Consider the following 19,042-nt stretch of genomic DNA (forward strand, 5'->3'; position numbering starts at 1 on the left):
AGCTTTCAATAGAGTATGTCTGGAATCAGGAGGTCGATAGCAGGATGAACTGGTATGGAATGCGTGCACATGAAGTGGAAGAAAGAACGAATACGAATGTGAAGGTTGGACTTACAGAGAAAGAAGCAGAAGGGCGAATTAAAAAATTTGGTACAAATGAACTAGATGAAGCAAAGAGGCCTTCTGCACTAATGGTATTTTTGGCGCAATTTAAAGATTTTATGGTGCTTGTTTTGTTTGGTGCAACAATCGTTTCGGCTTTTTTAGGGGAATACATTGATTCTATTGCGATTGTGGCAATTGTTATTATCAATGGTATTCTCGGATTTTTTCAAGAAAGAAAGGCTGAAAAGTCATTGGAAGCTTTAAAAGAGCTAGCCGCCCCGCAAGTAACTGTACTGCGAAATGGAAAGTGGGTAAAGGCACCGTCTAAAGCACTCGTTTTAGGTGATGTTATTAAATTTTCTAGTGGCGATCGTATTGGAGCTGATGTACGTCTTGTTGAGGCGTCGAGTTTATATATTGAAGAATCAGCTTTAACAGGAGAGTCAGTTCCAGTGCAGAAGAAAGTAGAAGCGTTGCAAGGGCAAGATGTTTCAATTGGTGATCAAAAAAATATGGCTTTTATGGGTACGATGATTACACGAGGGTCTGGAACAGGAGTCGTTGTAGCAACGGGTATGAATACAGCGATGGGCCAAATTGCAAATATGTTGCAAAATGCAGAGCAAATGGAAACACCATTGCAAAGAAGATTAGAGCAACTTGGAAAAATATTAATTATTGTGGCTCTTATTTTGACAGCGCTTGTCGTGTTAGCTGGTGTGTATCAAGGGAATGAAGTATATCATATGTTTTTAGCTGGCGTGTCGCTAGCTGTTGCTGCTATTCCAGAAGGGTTACCAGCAATCGTTACAGTAGCTTTATCGCTTGGTGTACAGCGTATGATAAAAAAGAGAGCAATTGTAAGGAAGTTACCAGCAGTAGAAACGTTAGGCTGTGCTTCTGTCATATGCTCTGATAAAACAGGAACGATGACGCAAAACAAAATGATGGTAACACATATGTGGTCAGGTGGAGAATTGTGGAAAGTGACAGGCCAAGGGTATGAACCTAATGGCTCTTTTATGAAAGGTGAAAAAGAAATTAATCCAGCTAAGACGAAATCACTTTATCAACTACTTACATTTGGTTCGCTATGTAATAACGCAAATATTATTCAAAAGAAAAAGGCGTATGTATTAGATGGAGATCCAACTGAGGGGGCGCTTGTAGCTGCAGCAATGAAAGCGGGGATAACGCGTGAGGCGCTGAAAGGGAAATTTGAAATTATTCGTGAATTTCCGTTTGATTCAACTCGAAAAATGATGAGTGTTATTGTACGAGATCGAGAGGGGAAAAAGTTTGTCGTTACGAAGGGAGCACCAGATGTCCTTCTGCAAATGAGTCAAACGATTTTATGGGGGGATAAGCAGCAACCATTAAGTGAGTTGTATAGAAAAGAAGTACAGGCGGCTATTCATAGCTTAGGTAGTCAAGCACTTCGAACAATTGCAGTTGCTTTTAAGCCTTTAAAAGTAACAGACTCAATTGAACATGAAAGAGATGTTGAAAAAGATTTTATGTTAGTTGGAATACAAGGAATGATTGATCCGCCAAGACCAGAAGTAGAGCAGGCAGTAAAAGAGTGCAGAGAAGCTGGTATTCGAACAGTGATGATTACAGGTGATCATAAAGTGACTGCAATGGCGATTGCAGAACAATTAAGCATTTTACCACCAGGTGGACGCGTTGTTGAAGGGGTAGAACTCGCAACTATGGATGTAGAAGAATTAGAAAATGTTGTAGAAGATACGTATGTATTTGCTCGTGTATCACCAGAACATAAATTAAAAATTGTTAAGGCGTTGCAAAATAAAGGACATATAGTGGCGATGACAGGTGATGGAGTAAACGATGCTCCAGCTATAAAAACTGCGGATATTGGGATAGCGATGGGAATTACAGGGACAGATGTTGCAAAAGAAGCTTCATCTCTCGTATTGCTGGACGATAATTTCGCTACGATAAAATCAGCAATTAAAGAAGGTAGAAATATATACGAGAACATACGTAAGTTTATTCGTTATTTATTAGCATCGAACGTTGGAGAAATTTTGGTCATGTTATTTGCCATGTTACTTGCACTACCGCTGCCGATGGTTCCAATTCAAATTTTATGGGTGAATTTAGTTACTGACGGTTTACCGGCGATGGCGTTAGGTTTGGATAAGGCCGAGGGAGACGTGATGAAGAGAACGCCGCGTCATCCGAAAGAAGGGGTATTTGCTAGAGGGCTTGCCTGGAAAATTATAAGTCGTGGCTTTCTAATTGGGGCAGTGACGCTAGTAGCATTTATTATTGCGTATAATCAACATTCAAATGAACTGAAATATGCACAAACTGTAGCGTTTGCAACATTGGTACTTGCTCAGCTGATTCATGTATTTGATTGCCGAAGTGAGCATTCTGTTTTCCACCGCAATCCGTTTGGAAATGTGTATTTAGTAGGAGCGGTTATCATTTCATTACTACTCATGCTAGTCGTTATATATTATCCACCGTTACAACCGATTTTTAGCACGATGCCAATACAAGCGAGAGATTGGTTGTTAATTGGAGGTTTATCGTCAATTCCGACCTTCTTATTAGTAGGCTCTTTATTAACAGGGAAGAAGGGGAAGAAGGAAAAGCCAATATTATATAAGAAGGGATTAAACTTGAAATAGTCAATGATATGAAAATGTGATATAATTTACAGAAGGTAGTAGAGCCTTGTCTCTATTACCTTTTTCATTGAGTTATTTCATGGCTTGGATGTGATAAAAAATGATTTGTAGTATGACAGGATTTGGAAGATCGAAAGTAGAGAGTGATACTTTTCAAATTACAGTAGAAATGAAATCGGTGAACCACCGTTTTCTAGAGATGAGTATTCGACTACCGAAGCAAATGACGGTATTTGAAGACAAAATTCGTAAAATAATTGCACAGCAAGTTCGCCGTGGACGTATTGAAGTGTCTATTAGTATAGCGGGTGAAGGGCTTGTTGAAAGAAAATTAAGTGTGAATTGGTCGCTTCTTGAGCAGTACCAATCGATTATGGAAGATATAAAAGGAAAATTTCAATTACAAGATTCTATTACACTCGAGCAATTAATGGCAATGCCAGAAGTAACAGCGATTGAAGAGGTAGAAAACGTAAATGAACAATTTGAGAACAGTTTATATGAGGCTGTTCGCCAAGCTGCTCATATGTTAAAAACGATGAGAGATGGCGAAGGAGAACGATTACATAAAGATATAGCGTATCGCTTACAAGAGATTCATAATTGTGTAAATGCTATTATTCCGCATGCACCAATTGTTACACAAAAATATCGTGAACGATTAGAAAATCGCTTAAAGGAATTACATAATCAAGATCTAGATGAACAAAGATTGCTAACAGAAGTTGCAATTTTTGCTGAGCGTTGTGATATTCACGAAGAGTTAGTTCGTTTGCAAAGTCATTTAGAACAATTCCGTGAAACACTGCAGATTGAAGAGCCTGTTGGAAGGAAAATGGATTTCATCGTGCAAGAGATGCATAGAGAAATTAATACGATTGGTTCTAAGGCAAATGACTTAACAATTTCAAAATATGTTGTAGAAATGAAAAATAACCTTGAAAAAATTCGTGAACAAGTACAAAATATTGAGTAGCTTTCAAAAAATATATAAAGTTATACGTGGTGGAGAAATCGGATAGACTTACTAGGAGGCGCAAACTATGGCCATGCGGTTTTTAAATATTGGATACGGAAATATTGTATCTGCTCATCGAATTATTGCTATTGTAAGTCCGGAGTCAGCTCCTATTAAACGAACAGTACAGGAAGCACGCGAACATAATGCTTTGCTTGATGCTACGTATGGGAGAAAAACAAGGGCGGTTATTGTTATGGATGATGGGCATGTTGTATTAAGTCCAATTCAGCCAGAGACGATTGCACATCGTTTGAATAATAAAGAAGAGTTAAGTGAGGAAGGGTAGGTTTTACATATTTATGAGAAGTAGAAGAGGATTGCTCATCGTTCTTTCAGGACCTTCTGGGGTTGGTAAAGGAACGGTTCGAAAAGAGCTGTTTAGTCATGAGGATACACGTTTTCAGTACTCCATTTCAGTAACGACACGTAAGCCACGTGAAGGTGAAGTGGATGGTGTGGATTATTTCTTTAAAGAGAGAGAAGAATTTGAGGAAATGATTCGTAATGAAAAATTACTTGAGTGGGCTGAGTTCGTAGGTAATTATTACGGAACACCAATTGACTATGTTGAAAAAACATTACAAGAAGGAAAAGATGTATTCTTAGAAATTGAAGTGCAAGGAGCAATTCAAGTTAAGAAAGCTTTCCCAGAAGGTGTATTTATTTTCTTAGCACCTCCAAGTTTATCTGAACTAAAGAACCGAATTGTCGGTCGTGGTACAGAAACTGAAGATGTTATTGAAAATCGTTTAACGGTAGCGAAAGAAGAAATTGATATGATGGACGCTTACGACTACGTTGTAGAAAACGACCAAGTTGAACTAGCTTGTGAAAGAATTAAAGCAATTGTGGTTGGCGAACATTGCCGCCGCGAAAGAGTAGCAAAATATTATAAAGAAATGACGGAGGGTCTATAATTATGTTAAATCCATCAATTGATTCATTATTAACAAAAATCGATTCTAAATATACACTTGTAACAGTGGCTGCAAAACGTGCGCGCGAAATGCAACTTGCTAATAACTGTGTTGTAGAAAAACCAGTTTCTCATAAATGTGTAGGTAAAGCATTAGAAGAAATCGATATGGAAGCGTTAAGCTACGTACCAAGTGAAGATAAAGTAACTGAATAAGACTTTGTCTTCGACAATTTAAAACATAGACTTTATAATTTTCTATGTAACGGTAACAACCTATTTACAAGTAGGTTGTTATTTTTTTACGGTAGGGAAGAAATATTGATACTGATGAGCTGATAATCTTGTTTCAGTATTATAAGTTTGAAAAAGAAAGAGGACGAGCCATATGCTAAAAGGGAAAAAGATACTTTTATGTGTAACAGGAGGCATTGCGGTCTTTAAAGCGGCTGCGTTAACGAGTAAATTGACACAATCTGGTGCTATTGTAAAAGTAATGATGAGTGAGTCGGCAATGAAGTTTGTTACACCTCTTACATTCCAGGCGCTTTCTCGCCATGATGTATATACGGATACATTCGATGAGAAAGACTCAGCTGTTATTGCTCATATCGATTTAGCAGATTGGGCAGATGTTGTACTTGTTGCACCTGCTACAGCCAATTGTATTGGAAAGTTAGCTAACGGTATTGCAGATGATATGATTACAACTACTTTGTTAGCTACTACAGCCCCAGTGTGGATTGCACCTGCTATGAATGTGCATATGTATGAAAATAAAATTGTTCAAAAAAATATGATGACGTTAAAAACGTTAGGATATACATTTATTGAGCCTGGAGAAGGTTTTTTAGCGTGTGGTTATGTAGCGAAGGGAAGATTAGAAGAACCTGAAGCGATTATTGCACGGTTAGAAGAGGCTTTTTCAGAGCAAAAACCACTACAAGGAAAAAGAATATTAATAACTGCTGGCCCAACTCGTGAAAAGATTGATCCAGTCCGTTTTATGACTAATTTTTCTTCTGGAAAAATGGGATACGCGATTGCGGAAGTGGCAGCGAACTTAGGCGCTGATGTTATACTCGTTTCGGGACCGACAGCATTACATCCACCATTACATGTAACTACGGTGCAAGTGGAATCTGCACAAGATATGTTAGAGGCGGTTATTCAACATTATGAAGACGTAGATGTTGTCATTAAAACAGCAGCGGTTGCAGATTATCGTCCGAAATATGTTCATGATAATAAAATGAAAAAGAAAAATGGCGATGCTGTAATTGAACTTGAGAGAACAGTAGATATTTTAAAAACGTTAGGTGAGATGAAAGACAAACAGTTACTTATCGGTTTTGCGGCTGAAACGACAAACGTAGAGGAATATGCAACGAAAAAATTACGTGAGAAAAATGCGAATATGATTGTTGCAAACGATGTAAAGGCGCAAGGAGCTGGATTTGGTACAGATACGAACATTGTAACAATGTATAGAAAAGATGGAGAAGTTATAGAGTTGCCACTTTTAACGAAGAAAGAGGTTGCTCGTGAAATATTAAAGCAAATTGAAATAATGTTAGAAGATGATCGTCTATGAAATTTGCAAGTGTAATTGTTGATGTACCTGCACGTCAGACAGATCGACCATTTGATTATATTATTCCTAAAAAATGGGAAGATATTGTCCAGACAGGCATGCGTGTAGTAGTTCCGTTTGGCCCAAGGAAATTGCAAGGTTTTATTATTGGGATTAAAGATTCGGTTGAAGTAGAAAGTAAGAAGTTAAAGACAATTCATGAAATTTTAGATGTAACACCCGTTTTAAATGAAGAGTTGTTAAAGCTAGGGTATTGGCTTACAAGTGAAACGTTATGTTATATGATTTCAGCTTTTCAAGTTATGCTTCCAACGGCGATAAAAGCAACATATAAAAAACGTCTACAACTTCGTAAACAAGAAGAAGTAGCACCTGAACTACTGTTTTTATTTCAGGACAAAGAAGCGATAGATTGGGAAGCGATTGAGACGCAGCCACAGCTATACCGCACGATTCAACAAGAAATTAAACATGGCACGATTGAAGTCGTTTATCAAGTAAAAGATAAGGTACAAAAGAAGAAACAAAGAGTCGTTCAACCGGAGTTGCCAGAAGATAAATTAGAATTAGCAGCATTTGAACTGAAAAGTAAAAAACAACAAGATGTCCTCTATTATTTTGTGGAAAATTATAAAAGTGTACCGTTGAAAGTAATAACAGAAGAGTTACAAATAACAGATGCTCCAATTAAAGCACTTGTTAAAAAGGGACTACTCTCAGAAAAGTATGTGGAAGTGTACCGAAATCCGTATGACGATGACGATTTTGAACAAACGAAACCATTCCCACTTACTGAGGAACAAAAGCAAGTTATTACACCGATTTTATCATCAATTACAAATGAAACTTACAATCCATTTTTACTATATGGTGTTACAGGAAGCGGAAAAACAGAAGTATATTTACAATCTATAGCAGCGGTGCTCGAGAAAGGAAAAGAAGCTATTGTACTTGTTCCTGAAATTGCACTAACGCCTCAGATGGTAGATCGTTTTAAAGGTAGATTTGGCTCACAAGTTGCAGTTCTTCATAGTGCGCTGTCTGTTGGAGAAAAATATGATGAATGGCGTAAGATTTTAAGAAAAGAAGTGAAAGTCGTAGTTGGTGCACGTTCAGCTGTATTTGCTCCTTTTGAAAATTTAGGGATTATTATCATTGATGAGGAACATGAATCGAGCTACAAGCAAGAAGATAATCCGAGGTATCATGCAAGGGATGTAGCTGTGTGGAGAGGACAATATCATAAATGCCCTATCGTTCTTGGTAGTGCAACACCGACGCTTGAATCGTTTGCAAGAGCGAAAAAAGGTGTGTATGAATTACTGACGATGGAAAAACGTATGAACGAACAAGCTTTACCGACAGTAGAGATTGTTGATATGCGTGAAGAACTTCGTGACGGGAATCGCTCCATGTTTTCAAAGGCACTGCATGAAAAAATAGCAGATCGGTTAGAAAAGAAAGAACAAATGGTGCTCTTTTTAAATAGAAGAGGTCATTCTACATTTGTTATGTGCCGTGATTGCGGGTACGTTGTACAATGTCCGCATTGTGATATCTCGCTGACATATCATAAAATGAATCATCGTTTAAAATGTCATTATTGCAGTTACGAAGAAAATATGCCGACTGCGTGTCCTGCTTGTCAAAGTACATACATTCGTTTCTTTGGTACAGGTACGCAAAAGGTAGAAGAAGAAATTACAAAACTATTTCCAGAGGCACGAGTCATTCGAATGGATGTAGATACGACGAGTCGTAAAGGGATGCATGAGAAATTATTAAAGGCGTTCGGGGAAGAAAAAGCAGATATATTACTTGGAACACAAATGATTGCAAAAGGGTTAGATTTTCCGAAAGTAACGCTTGTTGGTGTTTTAACTGCTGATACGATGCTTCATTTACCTGATTTCCGGGCGAGTGAAAAGACTTATCAGTTATTGACGCAAGTAAGTGGACGAGCAGGCCGACATGAATTGCCAGGGGAAGTTATAATTCAAACGTATACGCCAGAACATTATAGTATAGAGTTAGCAAAGAACCAACAATATGATGTGTTTTTTGATCAAGAAATGCAAATGAGGCGAACGAGACAATACCCACCTTATTACTATGTTGTACTTGTGACGGTATCTCATCCGGAATTATTAAAAGCAGTACAAGTGACGGAAAAAATTGTCGGTCATTTACGGACACACTGTTCGCAGCAAACGATGGTGTTAGGACCGGTTGCTTCAGCAATTCCAAGGATAAAAGATAGATATCGTTATCAATGCATGATAAAATACAAACGGGAACCAAACTTAAAGAACGTGCTCAAAATGGTAAATGAACATTATCAAGCAGAAATGCAAAAAGAGCTACAAATCTCAATTGATTTTAATCCAACAATGTTAATGTAGCGGAGGGAAATATGGCAGTTTTAGAAATAGTAAAGCATCCAAATGAAGTGTTAGAAACACCGTGTGAAAGAGTAATTAACTTTGATAAAAAGTTAGTGAAATTGTTGAAAGATATGCATGAAACAATGTTAATTGCGGACGGAGTCGGTTTAGCTGCGCCTCAAGTAGGGGTAAGCTTGCAAGTGGCGGTAGTTGATATCGGTGATGATACTGGGAAAATTGAGTTAATCAATCCATCGATATTAGAAAAACGTGGTGAACAAGTAGGTCCCGAAGGCTGTTTAAGCTTCCCGGGACTTTATGGTGAAGTGGAACGTGCGGATTATATTAAAGTGCGTGCGCAAAATCGTCGAGGCAAAGTATTTTTACTAGAAGCAGAAGGGTTTTTAGCGCGTGCAATTCAACATGAAATCGATCATTTACACGGTGTGTTATTTACATCGAAAGTGACAAGATATTATGAGGAAAATGAATTAGAATAGGTATTAAAAGGAGCGGTTTTTAAATGATAAAAGTAGTATTTATGGGAACACCGGACTTTTCAGTGCCGGTGCTTCGTCGTCTTATTGAAGATGGCTATGATGTAATAGGTGTTGTTACGCAACCAGATCGTCCGGTAGGCAGAAAAAAAGTATTAACACCTACACCTGTTAAAGTGGAAGCAGAAAAGCATGGTATTCCGGTGTTACAGCCGTTAAGAATTCGTGAAAAAGACGAATATGAAAAAGTATTGGCATTAGAGCCAGATTTAATTGTAACAGCTGCGTTCGGTCAAATTGTACCAAATGAAATTTTAGAAGCACCGAAGTATGGATGTATTAACGTCCACGCTTCTTTACTTCCTGAACTTCGTGGCGGTGCACCAATCCATTATGCAATTATGGAAGGGAAAGAAAAAACAGGTATTACAATTATGTATATGGTAGAAAAATTGGATGCTGGTGATATTTTAACGCAAGTAGAAGTGGAAATTGAAGAGCGTGAAACGACAGGTTCGTTATTTGATAAGTTAAGTGAAGCAGGGGCACATCTTCTATCTAAAACAGTACCTTTACTAATTCAAGGTAAGTTAGAACCAATTAAACAAAACGAGGAAGAAGTAACGTTTGCATATAATATAAAACGTGAGCAAGAGAAAATTGATTGGACAAAAACAGGTGAAGAAGTATACAATCACATTCGCGGATTGAATCCATGGCCAGTTGCTTATACAACTTTAGCAGGACAAGTTGTTAAAGTATGGTGGGGAGAAAAAGTCCCCGTAACGAAATCAGCTGAAGCAGGTACGATTGTTGCGATCGAAGAAGATGGTTTCGTTGTAGCAACTGGTAATGAAACGGGTGTTAAAATTACAGAATTGCAACCTTCTGGTAAAAAGCGTATGAGCTGTTCACAATTTTTACGTGGAACAAAACCTGAAATTGGAACAAAGTTAGGAGAAAATGCATGAGACAAAATGTTCGTGAATTAGCTCTTGATGGTTTAATTCAAGTAGAAAAAAGTGGTGCATACAGTAACTTACTTTTAAATAATCTAATTGAAAAAAGTACAATTGATAGAAAAGATATTGGTTTACTAACTGAGATTGTATATGGAACAATCCAACGTCGTGATACATTAGATTATTATTTACAGCCTTTTTTAAAAAAGAAAGTTGAAGCGTGGGTAAGAGTATTACTTCGCTTATCTTTATATCAAATGATTTATTTAGACCGAGTGCCTGAAAGAGCGGCTATTCATGAAGCCGTTGAGATTGCAAAGCGTCGCGGGCATAAAGGAATTGCTGGTATGGTGAACGGTGTATTACGTTCGATTCAAAGAGAAGGTGTACCTTCTGTAGATGAAATCAAAGATCCAGTAGAACGTTTGGCAATTGCCACAAGTCATCCAATTTGGCTTGTCCAAGAGTGGACTTCAGAATATGGTTTAGAAACTGCTGAGAAAATGTGTGAAGTGAACATGTTACCGCCTGTACCAACAGCGCGTGTAAATGTTGATAAAATAACAGTAGAAGAAGCAATTGCATTATTAGCTAGTGAAGGTATAGAAGCGAAGCGTGGCGATTTATCAGATGATGCAATTCAAATTGAAAAAGGGAATGTAGCGCACACAGATGCGTTTAAAAAAGGTTTTCTTTCTATTCAAGATGAAAGTTCTATGCTGGTAGCACGTGCCTTAGAACCAGATGAGGGAGATGTAGTTCTTGATAGTTGTGCTGCTCCAGGTGGAAAAACAACACATATCGCAGAGCGATTAAAAGGAACTGGTCAAGTCATGTCCCTTGATTTACATGCACACAAAGTACGTTTAATTAAACAACAAGCAGAGCGACTTGGTCTAGGAAATGTCGAAACAAAGGCATTAGATGCTAGAAAAGTGCAAGAACATTTTGCAAATGAAACGTTTGATAAAATATTAGTAGATGCCCCATGTTCTGGATTTGGTGTAATTAGACGTAAGCCTGATATTAAGTTAGGTAAAGATAAAGGCGATAGTGAAAGATTATCGACGATCCAACTTGCAATACTAGAAAAAATCGCACCGTTATTAAAACAAGGTGGTCGCCTTGTTTATAGTACGTGCACAATTGAAAAAATAGAAAATGAACAAGTAATAGAACGATTTTTACAAGAGCATCCTGAGTTTGAGTGGGATACTACGATAAAAGAGCGTATGCCAGAAAAGTTAAGTCCGTATATTGATGAAGGTCAAGTACAAATTTTACCGCATTATTTTGCAACAGATGGCTTTTATATTGCTTGTTTAAGGAAGAAGGTGTAGCATCGTGGAAACGACTGTGAGAAAACAAAAGAAAAATTTAGAAACGAAAAAACCATCAATTTACTCTTTACAACTTCATGAAATGCAAGATTGGTTAAAGGAGCAAGGAGAACCAAAGTTCCGTGCTGGACAAATTTTTGATTGGTTATATAAAAAACGTGTAAAAAATTATGAGGATATGTCAAACCTTTCTAAAGGATTGCGTGAAAAATTGTCGAATTCCTTTGATATTACTACTTTAAATACGTTAGTAAAACAAACGTCTTCGGATGGAACAATTAAATTCTTATTCCAATTATACGATGGATATTCTATTGAAACGGTATTAATGCGACATGAATATGGAAATTCCATTTGTGTAACAACGCAAGTAGGTTGTCGTATTGGATGTACGTTCTGTGCTTCAACGCTTGGCGGTTTAAAGCGAAACTTAGAAGCTGGAGAAATTGTAGCGCAAGTAGTAGAAGTGCAACGTGCACTTGATGAATCAGAAGAACGTGTAAGTTCTCTTGTCGTTATGGGAATTGGAGAACCATTTGATAACTACGATAATTTAATGGGATTCTTACGCATCATTAACCATGAAAAAGGACTTCATATTGGTGCGAGACATATGACAGTTTCGACAAGTGGAATTATCCCGAAAATTTATAAGTTCGCTGAAGAAGACTTACAAATTAATTTTGCGATTTCACTGCATGCTCCAAACTCAGAATTACGTTCAAAATTAATGCCGATTAACCGTGCTTATAAGCTACCAGATTTGATGGAAGCTATTAAATACTATGTAAATAGAACAGGGCGTCGTATTACTTTTGAATATGGACTATTTGGAGGAGAAAATGACCAAGTTGAGCACGCTGAAGAACTTGCTGCGCTCTTAAAAGGTGTAAAATGTCATGTGAACTTAATTCCGGTAAACTACGTACCTGAACGTGATTATGTACGTACGCCACGTGAACAAATTTTCTTGTTTGAAAAAACGTTAAAAGATCGTGGAGTAAATGTAACGATTCGCCGTGAACAAGGTCATGATATTGATGCAGCCTGCGGTCAGTTGCGTGCGAAGGAGCGCAAAGAAGAGACGAGGTGACGAGATGAAAGCCGTGTTTCTATCAGATAAAGGAAAAGTTCGTCAACATAATGAAGATAGTGCAGGAGTTTTTCATAATTTAGATGGAAATATTTTAGCGGTAGTAGCAGATGGAATGGGAGGTCATCGAGCTGGTGATGTAGCTAGCTCGATGACCATTCAATTATTCCATGATTATTGGAAGCAAACGCATAATATGAATGAGCCAAAAAAAGTAGAAGAGTGGTTACATACTAGTGTTGGGATTATTAATGAGCGTATATATGAGTACTCTAAGCAACATGTAGAATGTAATGGCATGGGAACAACACTTATAATAGCAATTTGTACGCCGAGCTTTGTGACAATAGGTCATATAGGGGATAGTCGTTGTTATATGGTATCAGAGGGAGAAATCTCGCTTGTAACGGAAGATCACTCACTTGTAAATGAACTTGTGAGACATGGTGAAATTTCAAAAGAAGACGCAGAATATCACCCGAAAAAGAATGTTTTATTAAGGGCATTAGGAACAGAAGAGAAAGTCGGATTAGATGTTAAAACGTTGGTGCTAGAGGAAGATGATCAGTTACTTCTTTGCTCTGATGGATTATCTAACAAAGTTTCTATTGCTGATATGCAACAAATTTTACAGTTAAATGAACAGCTAGAAACTAAGGGGCAACGTCTCATTCAATTGGCGAATGATCGTGGTGGGGAAGATAATATTACCCTTGTTCTGATTGATTATGCGGGTTCGACAAACGAAAGTAGGTGAAGTGCAACGTGCTGATTGGAAAACGCTTAAATGACCGTTATAAGCTGCTGAAAATGATTGGTGGCGGTGGAATGGCCAATGTATATTTAGCTCATGATGATATACTGGGCCGGGATGTAGCGGTAAAAATATTACGACTCGACTATTCAAATAACGAAGAGTTTATTAAACGTTTCCATCGAGAAGCGCAGTCTGTTACAACGTTGTCGCATCCAAATATTGTGAATATGTATGATGTCGGAGAAGAAGATGGTATATATTATCTTGTAATGGAGTATGTACCAGGACAAACATTGAAGCAATACATAATTGAGCGAGGGATGTTATCGATAGGAGAAGCTCTTGATATTATGGAGCAGTTAACATCCGCCATGGCACACGCCCATCATTTTGAAATTGTGCATCGTGATATTAAACCGCACAATATTTTAATTCGAGCTGATGGAGTAATAAAAGTAACAGATTTTGGAATTGCGACAGCTACAAGTGCAACAACAATTACACATACAAATTCAGTACTCGGTTCGGTGCATTACTTATCACCAGAACAAGCACGTGGCGGGATAGCAAATAAACAATCAGATATTTATTCCCTAGGGATTGTTATGTTTGAGTTGTTAACAGGAAGACAACCGTTTTCTGGTGAATCTGCTGTTGCTATAGCTTTAAAACATTTACAAAGTGAAATTCCGTCTCCAAAAAGATGGAATGAAAATATTCCGCAAAGTGTCGAAAATATTATATTAAAGGCAACTGCGAAAGATCCGTTTCATCGATATCAATCTGCCAATGCGATGAAACGAGATATTGAAACGGCGCTATATCCAGAGAGGATAAATGAGCAGCCATTTTACATACCGGAAGATATGGAAGCGACAAAAGCGATTCCGATTATTCAACAAGAACAATTATTTGAAAACGTTACTGATGAAACAATTGTTTTAAAAGGAAGTAAAGTGGATGAACAGACAAGAAAAGAAGAAACGGATTTAAATAAGAAGAAAAAACGAAGTAATAAATGGCTCAAAATTTTAATTACAATATTTTTACTTTTAGCAATCGGAATAACGTTAGCGCTTACTGTTATTCCAGGATTCTTTATTCCAAAAGATGTAAAAGTCCCTGATGTGTCTGGTATGAAATATACGACAGCAGTAAATACATTAGTTGAAAAAGGTTTTGAGGTTACGGAACCTAATATTGTATATACAGATGATGTTGAAACTGGTGATGTCATAAAAACAGACCCTGTGGCAGGAAGAGTCGTGAAAGAAAACTCTAAAATTACTATCTATCAATCAGGTGGAAAAAAGAAAAGTAAGATGAGTGATCTTACAGGGAAAGATTTTGAGAGCATAAGGTCTGAATTAGAAGAAAAATATAAACAAGTTACAATAAATTATATTGAAAATGATAGACCAAAAGGTGAAATCGTTGAGCAAATTCCGACGCCAGATCAAATGGTAGTAGAGGCGGAACAAGACCTGAAAATTTGGGTAAGTAAAGGTCCTTATCAAATTAGACCAGGTGACTTTTCAGGATGGACTGAAAACAGTGTCAATGGTTATTTGAATGAGAGGAAACTAACTCCAGATATAAAACGAGAGTATTCCGATACTGTTGATAAAGGACTTGTAATTTCGCAATCTCCAAAACCAGGAACGCCGTTAAAAGAAGGAGATAAAGTGACGATTGTTATTTCAGATGGTCCTAAGCCGAAAGTAACGAAAACAGTGAAAGTGGATAATATTTCTATTCCGTATGAGTCTTCTATAATAGGTGAGAAAAAACCGCAAACGATAGAAATTTATAAAGAAGATATGCAACAAAAAATGGATAGACCAATTGAAACTAGAACAATTTCAGAGTCGGCAACTATTTCATTAGAATTTGTAATTCAAGAAGGTACAAAAGGACACTATAAAATTGTACGAGATGGTGTAACGATTATTGACAAAGAAGTACCATATCCAACTCAATAATAATGAATTCCATTTTCTTTCTAGAGGGAATGGAATGTATTACTCCTGCCTGTTATGCTGTCTACATATAGTGGACCGTATAACAGGCAAAAATATATGGTTCAAAAAGCTATAAAAGTGATACTGTTATAAATAATATTTTAAATTTAATGGTAGATTAAACGTATTAACTTGTATATATGACGGGTTTTGAAATCTTTATTTAAAGAATGATAATCCATTCAATAGGAATTACAGCTTCACTTTATACAGAATAAAGGAGAATTATATGCCAGAAGGAAAAATTGTAAAAGCTCTAAGTGGATTTTATTATGTGCAGCATGAAGAAGGGATTACACAATGTCGCGGGCGTGGTGTGTTTAGAAAAAATAAAATTACACCATTGGTAGGAGACCAAGTTGTTTTTCAGGCTGATAATCCAAGTGAAGGATACGTGCTTGAAGTATTTGATCGAAAAAATGAACTTGTTAGGCCTCCTATTGCTAATGTTGATCAAGCGATACTCGTATTTTCTGCAGTAGAACCAGATTTTAATCCGGGACTGTTAGATCGATTTTTAGTGCTGATTGAATATCATAACATTAAGCCGATTATTTGCATTAGTAAGATGGATTTAGTAGATGAAAAAATGAGAGAGACTGTTGAATCTTATGCAAATGACTATCGTGAGATGGGATATGATGTATTATTTACTTCTATAAATACATCGGAAAGTATTGACATTTTAAAACCATTCTTAGAAGGTTGTGTTTCCGTCGTTGCGGGGCAATCTGGTGTTGGAAAATCTTCTATGCTTAACGTCTTACGTCCAGAATTAGAACTGAAAACGAATGATATTTCCTCACATTTAGGACGCGGGAAACATACGACAAGACACGTAGAATTAATTGCGATTGGAAGCGGACTAGTTGCAGATACACCTGGTTTTAGTTCACTCGATTTCATAGATATAGAGGTAGAAGATCTTACATATTGTTTTCCAGAGTTGAAAGAAGCGAGCCAATACTGTAAATTTAGAGGGTGTACACATCTTTCTGAACCGAAATGCGCTGTGAAGGCTGCGGTTGAAGAGGGGAAGATTACAGAATATCGTTATAAGAATTACAAACAATTTGTAGAAGAAATTAGAGAGAGAAAGCCGAGGTATTAGTTATGATTAAAATTGCACCATCGATCTTATCAGCAGATTTTTCAAAATTAGGGGAAGAGATTAAAGATGTAGAAAAAGGCGGGGCGGATTACATTCACGTCGATGTAATGGATGGACATTTCGTACCAAATATTACGATTGGACCATTAATTGTAGAAGCAATTCGTCCGATCACATCGTTACCGTTAGATGTACATTTAATGATTGAAAATCCTGATAACTATATCCCGACTTTCGCAAAAGCGGGAGCGGATATTATTACTGTTCATGTAGAGGCGTGCCCTCATTTGCATCGTACAATTCAGTTAATTAAATCTCATGGCATTAAAGCAGGAGTTGTATTAAATCCGCATACGCCAGTTTCAGTGATTGAGCATGTATTAGAAGATATTGATATGGTATTACTTATGACAGTAAACCCTGGATTTGGTGGGCAGAAATTTATCCATTCTGTATTACCGAAAATTAAACAAGTTGCAGAAATGGTTAAAGAGCGCAATCTAGAAGTAGAAATTGAAGTTGATGGTGGTGTAAACGCTGAAACAGCAAGACTTTGTGTAGAAGCAGGAGCAAATGTACTTGTAGCTGGGTCAGCAGTATACAATCAAAAAGACCGCGGTGAAGCAATTCGTGTCATTCGTGGATAATGAATGAACGAGTCTTTATCCCAGTGAATCTTCTAGTGTAGTAAGTTTTCACTATTTATAAAGGGTAGAGAAAAAATATATAAAAAGGCAATCTACCGAATGGCAGATTGCCTTTTTACAATAGAAGGGGAAGGAAACATGATTATTCATATTTTAGCGGGAGGACCCGCGGAATATTGTGCAGATTTTTCTTCATATGAAAATGAGAAAGTAGTGTGGGCGGCAGTTGATAGAGGAGTATATCGTTTATTAAAAAGAGGTATTACTCCTGCTGTTGCGTTTGGAGATTATGACTCGGTTACGGAAGAAGAATTAGCATGGATGGGGCAACAAACAAATGATTTACATATTGTTCCTCGTGAAAAAGATCAAACTGATTTAGAAATTGCGATTAACTGGGCGTTAGAACAAAAGCCGGCACTCATTCGTATTTTTGGTGCTACTGGCGGAAGACTTGATCACGGTTTAGCGAATATACAAATGCTTTTAAAAGGATTAGAAGTAGGAATAGAGATGTGTATTGTAGACAATCAAAATGAAATAAGTGTAAAAAGAGTAGGTACACATATAATTGAAGAAAATAAAAATTTCCCTTATGTATCTTTTGTGCCTGTTACTGAAATAGTGGAAGGGATTACATTACTTGGTTTTAAATATCCTCTAACGAATAAAAAAATAGAGTGGGGATCCACACTTTGTATTAGTAATGAACTCGTTGAGGAAAAAGGTACTTTTTCATTTACTTCTGGCATATTAATGGTGATAAGAAGCACTGATTAAAGAAACAATTTTGCTCCTTACATCATATAGTGACCAAGTGGAGTAATGGGGATTAGGAGGGAAACCATGAGATTTTATACAATTAAGTTACCTAAATTTCTTGGTGGAATTGTTCGTGCCATGTTAAATACCTTCAAAAAAGATTAAAAAAAGCACCTATTACCGGTGCTTTTTCCATTGGTATAGTAAAAAAAGAGCCTAGCGGCTCTTTTTTTTATTATTAAACACGTTCGATTTTGCCAGATTTTAATGCTCTAGCAGAAACGTAAACACGTTGAACTTTTCCGTCGATGCGTACGCGAACTTTTTGAAGGTTAGCGCCCCACTTACGTTTTGTAGCGTTCATTGCGTGAGAACGAGAGTTACCAGAACGAGCTTTTCTTCCAGTAATAGCACAAACACGAGCCATTTATATTTCCCTCCCTTGATACCTTACCATACGTAATTTTTCAATGTTAGTCTTTTATGCGATGCTAAAAACACTACTATAATTTAACACAACTAAAAAGAGAATGCAACACTGTAGAAAAAAGAAATCAAGAAAAATTACTTGACACTATATGTCAATGAAGAAAAGTTGAAATCAAGAAAAATTGCTTGACATATTATAGTGATACATGTTGTATAATAACAATGGACTATTTTGCTCATCATAAAAAAGTGTAGTTTTCAACATAAAATATGAGAGTGAAAAAGAAAGAACGATGGAATTTTCTTTAAAAAGATTATATGATAGTAACTAAAGTAGTCTAACTCACTTTCACCATTTATGAAGGGGGAAAACGAGATGTCAATTGAAATTAAAACGAAGTACGGTCAAATTGATATTAGTACAGATGTAATTGCAACAATTGCTGGAGGTGCCGCGGTAGATTGCTACGGTATCGTAGGTATGGCATCAAAAAATCAGTTAAAAGATGGATTAACAGACATTTTACGAAAAGAAAATTTCACTAGAGGTGTTATTGTTCGTAAAGATGAAGATGAAGTACATATTGATATGTATATTATTGTGAGCTATGGTACGAAAATTTCAGAAGTAGCACATAACGTGCAGACGAAAGTGAAATATACATTAGATCAAACTGTAGGACTAGCAGTAGATTCTGTAAACATCTACGTACAAGGAGTTAAAGTAATAAACTTGTAAT

General features: G+C 36.9%; 19 protein-coding genes. 18 read left to right on the forward strand and 1 reads right to left on the reverse strand.

The window, feature by feature from the left end; genetic code table 11:
• Window positions 1-44 precede the first annotated feature (44 nt).
• The 17 genes from PDQ33_RS00335 to spoVM all read left to right on the forward strand — a co-directional run bounded on the left by PDQ33_RS00335 (window position 45) and on the right by spoVM (window position 18,038).
• Window positions 45-2,768 (forward strand): calcium-translocating P-type ATPase, SERCA-type, encoded by a 2,724-nt coding sequence (locus PDQ33_RS00335; protein WP_270392338.1) that lies wholly within the window; start codon window positions 45-47, stop codon window positions 2,766-2,768.
• Window positions 2,769-2,868: 100 nt separating this feature from the next.
• Window positions 2,869-3,744, forward strand: a complete 876-nt coding sequence (locus PDQ33_RS00340; protein ID WP_000564125.1) for a YicC/YloC family endoribonuclease — start codon at window positions 2,869-2,871, stop codon at window positions 3,742-3,744.
• Between the two features lie 67 nt (window positions 3,745-3,811).
• Window positions 3,812-4,075, forward strand: coding sequence for an extracellular matrix/biofilm regulator RemA (gene remA, locus PDQ33_RS00345; RefSeq protein WP_001251458.1), 264 nt, complete (start codon window positions 3,812-3,814; stop codon window positions 4,073-4,075).
• A 13-nt stretch (window positions 4,076-4,088) separates the two neighbouring features.
• Window positions 4,089-4,706, forward strand: coding sequence for a guanylate kinase (gene gmk / locus PDQ33_RS00350; RefSeq protein WP_001257738.1), 618 nt, complete (start codon window positions 4,089-4,091; stop codon window positions 4,704-4,706).
• A gap of 2 nt (window positions 4,707-4,708) precedes the next feature.
• Window positions 4,709-4,921 (forward strand): DNA-directed RNA polymerase subunit omega, encoded by a 213-nt coding sequence (gene rpoZ / locus PDQ33_RS00355; protein ID WP_000933970.1) that lies wholly within the window; start codon window positions 4,709-4,711, stop codon window positions 4,919-4,921.
• A 172-nt stretch (window positions 4,922-5,093) separates the two neighbouring features.
• Window positions 5,094-6,299 carry a bifunctional phosphopantothenoylcysteine decarboxylase/phosphopantothenate--cysteine ligase CoaBC gene (coaBC, locus tag PDQ33_RS00360; RefSeq protein ID WP_000911757.1) on the forward strand — a complete coding sequence of 402 codons (1,206 nt, stop codon included), beginning with the start codon at window positions 5,094-5,096 and terminating at the stop codon, window positions 6,297-6,299.
• Entirely contained in the window at window positions 6,296-8,701 is a 2,406-nt protein-coding gene (priA, locus tag PDQ33_RS00365) for a primosomal protein N' (RefSeq protein WP_000666727.1), read from the forward strand. Before coaBC ends, priA begins: the two co-directional genes overlap by 4 nt.
• An 11-nt stretch (window positions 8,702-8,712) precedes the next feature.
• Window positions 8,713-9,183 carry a peptide deformylase gene (def, locus tag PDQ33_RS00370; RefSeq protein ID WP_000279468.1) on the forward strand — a complete coding sequence of 157 codons (471 nt, stop codon included), beginning with the start codon at window positions 8,713-8,715 and terminating at the stop codon, window positions 9,181-9,183.
• A 23-nt stretch (window positions 9,184-9,206) separates the two neighbouring features.
• The gene (fmt, locus tag PDQ33_RS00375) at window positions 9,207-10,151 is read left to right on the forward strand and encodes a methionyl-tRNA formyltransferase (RefSeq protein ID WP_000598790.1); all 945 of its coding nucleotides are present in this window, start codon (window positions 9,207-9,209) and stop codon (window positions 10,149-10,151) included.
• The gene (rsmB, locus tag PDQ33_RS00380; RefSeq protein WP_001249672.1) at window positions 10,148-11,482 is read left to right on the forward strand and encodes a 16S rRNA (cytosine(967)-C(5))-methyltransferase RsmB; all 1,335 of its coding nucleotides are present in this window, start codon (window positions 10,148-10,150) and stop codon (window positions 11,480-11,482) included. Before fmt ends, rsmB begins: the two co-directional genes overlap by 4 nt.
• 4 nt (window positions 11,483-11,486) lie before the next feature.
• Window positions 11,487-12,575 (forward strand): 23S rRNA (adenine(2503)-C(2))-methyltransferase RlmN, encoded by a 1,089-nt coding sequence (rlmN, locus tag PDQ33_RS00385; protein WP_000450543.1) that lies wholly within the window; start codon window positions 11,487-11,489, stop codon window positions 12,573-12,575.
• Between the two features lie 4 nt (window positions 12,576-12,579).
• Window positions 12,580-13,332: a Stp1/IreP family PP2C-type Ser/Thr phosphatase gene (locus tag PDQ33_RS00390; RefSeq protein ID WP_000648697.1), complete on the forward strand. Its 753-nt coding sequence runs from the start codon at window positions 12,580-12,582 to the stop codon at window positions 13,330-13,332.
• Between the two features lie 8 nt (window positions 13,333-13,340).
• Complete coding sequence (prkC, locus tag PDQ33_RS00395) at window positions 13,341-15,314, forward strand: serine/threonine protein kinase PrkC (protein ID WP_000904769.1); 1,974 nt, start codon at window positions 13,341-13,343, stop codon at window positions 15,312-15,314.
• Between the two features lie 268 nt (window positions 15,315-15,582).
• Window positions 15,583-16,464 carry a ribosome small subunit-dependent GTPase A gene (gene rsgA, locus PDQ33_RS00400; RefSeq protein ID WP_001113936.1) on the forward strand — a complete coding sequence of 294 codons (882 nt, stop codon included), beginning with the start codon at window positions 15,583-15,585 and terminating at the stop codon, window positions 16,462-16,464.
• 2 nt (window positions 16,465-16,466) lie between these two features.
• Window positions 16,467-17,111 carry a ribulose-phosphate 3-epimerase gene (gene rpe, locus PDQ33_RS00405; RefSeq protein WP_000589966.1) on the forward strand — a complete coding sequence of 215 codons (645 nt, stop codon included), beginning with the start codon at window positions 16,467-16,469 and terminating at the stop codon, window positions 17,109-17,111.
• A 99-nt stretch (window positions 17,112-17,210) separates the two neighbouring features.
• Complete coding sequence (locus PDQ33_RS00410) at window positions 17,211-17,891, forward strand: thiamine diphosphokinase (RefSeq protein ID WP_001998094.1); 681 nt, start codon at window positions 17,211-17,213, stop codon at window positions 17,889-17,891.
• A 66-nt stretch (window positions 17,892-17,957) separates the two neighbouring features.
• Window positions 17,958-18,038, forward strand: a complete 81-nt coding sequence (gene spoVM / locus PDQ33_RS00415; RefSeq protein WP_001213599.1) for a stage V sporulation protein SpoVM — start codon at window positions 17,958-17,960, stop codon at window positions 18,036-18,038.
• 73 nt (window positions 18,039-18,111) lie between these two features.
• On the opposite strand, the gene rpmB is transcribed toward spoVM, so the two are convergent.
• On the reverse strand, window positions 18,112-18,300 hold the full coding sequence (gene rpmB / locus PDQ33_RS00420; protein ID WP_000124776.1) for a 50S ribosomal protein L28: 189 nt from the start codon (window positions 18,298-18,300) through the stop codon (window positions 18,112-18,114).
• 378 nt (window positions 18,301-18,678) lie between these two features.
• On the opposite strand from rpmB, the gene PDQ33_RS00425 reads away from it, so the two are divergent.
• Window positions 18,679-19,041 (forward strand): Asp23/Gls24 family envelope stress response protein, encoded by a 363-nt coding sequence (locus PDQ33_RS00425; RefSeq protein ID WP_000021109.1) that lies wholly within the window; start codon window positions 18,679-18,681, stop codon window positions 19,039-19,041.
• Window position 19,042 lies beyond the last annotated feature (1 nt).

The organism is Bacillus cereus group sp. Bc031 (assembly GCF_027716265.1).
GTDB lineage: Bacteria > Bacillota > Bacilli > Bacillales > Bacillaceae_G > Bacillus_A > Bacillus_A paranthracis.

Coding starts and splice junctions, on each gene's coding strand:
- rsgA (WP_001113936.1), top strand. CDS start 15,583: ATGCCAGAAGGAAAAATTGTAAAAGCTCTAAGTGGATTTTATTATGTG.
- PDQ33_RS00410 (WP_001998094.1), top strand. CDS start 17,211: ATGGCAGATTGCCTTTTTACAATAGAAGGGGAAGGAAACATGATTATT.
- PDQ33_RS00390 (WP_000648697.1), top strand. CDS start 12,580: ATGAAAGCCGTGTTTCTATCAGATAAAGGAAAAGTTCGTCAACATAAT.
- remA (WP_001251458.1), top strand. CDS start 3,812: ATGGCCATGCGGTTTTTAAATATTGGATACGGAAATATTGTATCTGCT.
- fmt (WP_000598790.1), top strand. CDS start 9,207: ATGATAAAAGTAGTATTTATGGGAACACCGGACTTTTCAGTGCCGGTG.
- rpe (WP_000589966.1), top strand. CDS start 16,467: ATGATTAAAATTGCACCATCGATCTTATCAGCAGATTTTTCAAAATTA.
- rsmB (WP_001249672.1), top strand. CDS start 10,148: ATGAGACAAAATGTTCGTGAATTAGCTCTTGATGGTTTAATTCAAGTA.
- PDQ33_RS00340 (WP_000564125.1), top strand. CDS start 2,869: ATGATTTGTAGTATGACAGGATTTGGAAGATCGAAAGTAGAGAGTGAT.
- spoVM (WP_001213599.1), top strand. CDS start 17,958: ATGAGATTTTATACAATTAAGTTACCTAAATTTCTTGGTGGAATTGTT.
- PDQ33_RS00425 (WP_000021109.1), top strand. CDS start 18,679: ATGTCAATTGAAATTAAAACGAAGTACGGTCAAATTGATATTAGTACA.
- rpmB (WP_000124776.1), bottom strand. CDS start 18,300: ATGGCTCGTGTTTGTGCTATTACTGGAAGAAAAGCTCGTTCTGGTAAC.
- rpoZ (WP_000933970.1), top strand. CDS start 4,709: ATGTTAAATCCATCAATTGATTCATTATTAACAAAAATCGATTCTAAA.
- def (WP_000279468.1), top strand. CDS start 8,713: ATGGCAGTTTTAGAAATAGTAAAGCATCCAAATGAAGTGTTAGAAACA.
- priA (WP_000666727.1), top strand. CDS start 6,296: ATGAAATTTGCAAGTGTAATTGTTGATGTACCTGCACGTCAGACAGAT.
- gmk (WP_001257738.1), top strand. CDS start 4,089: ATGAGAAGTAGAAGAGGATTGCTCATCGTTCTTTCAGGACCTTCTGGG.
- coaBC (WP_000911757.1), top strand. CDS start 5,094: ATGCTAAAAGGGAAAAAGATACTTTTATGTGTAACAGGAGGCATTGCG.
- PDQ33_RS00335 (WP_270392338.1), top strand. CDS start 45: ATGAACTGGTATGGAATGCGTGCACATGAAGTGGAAGAAAGAACGAAT.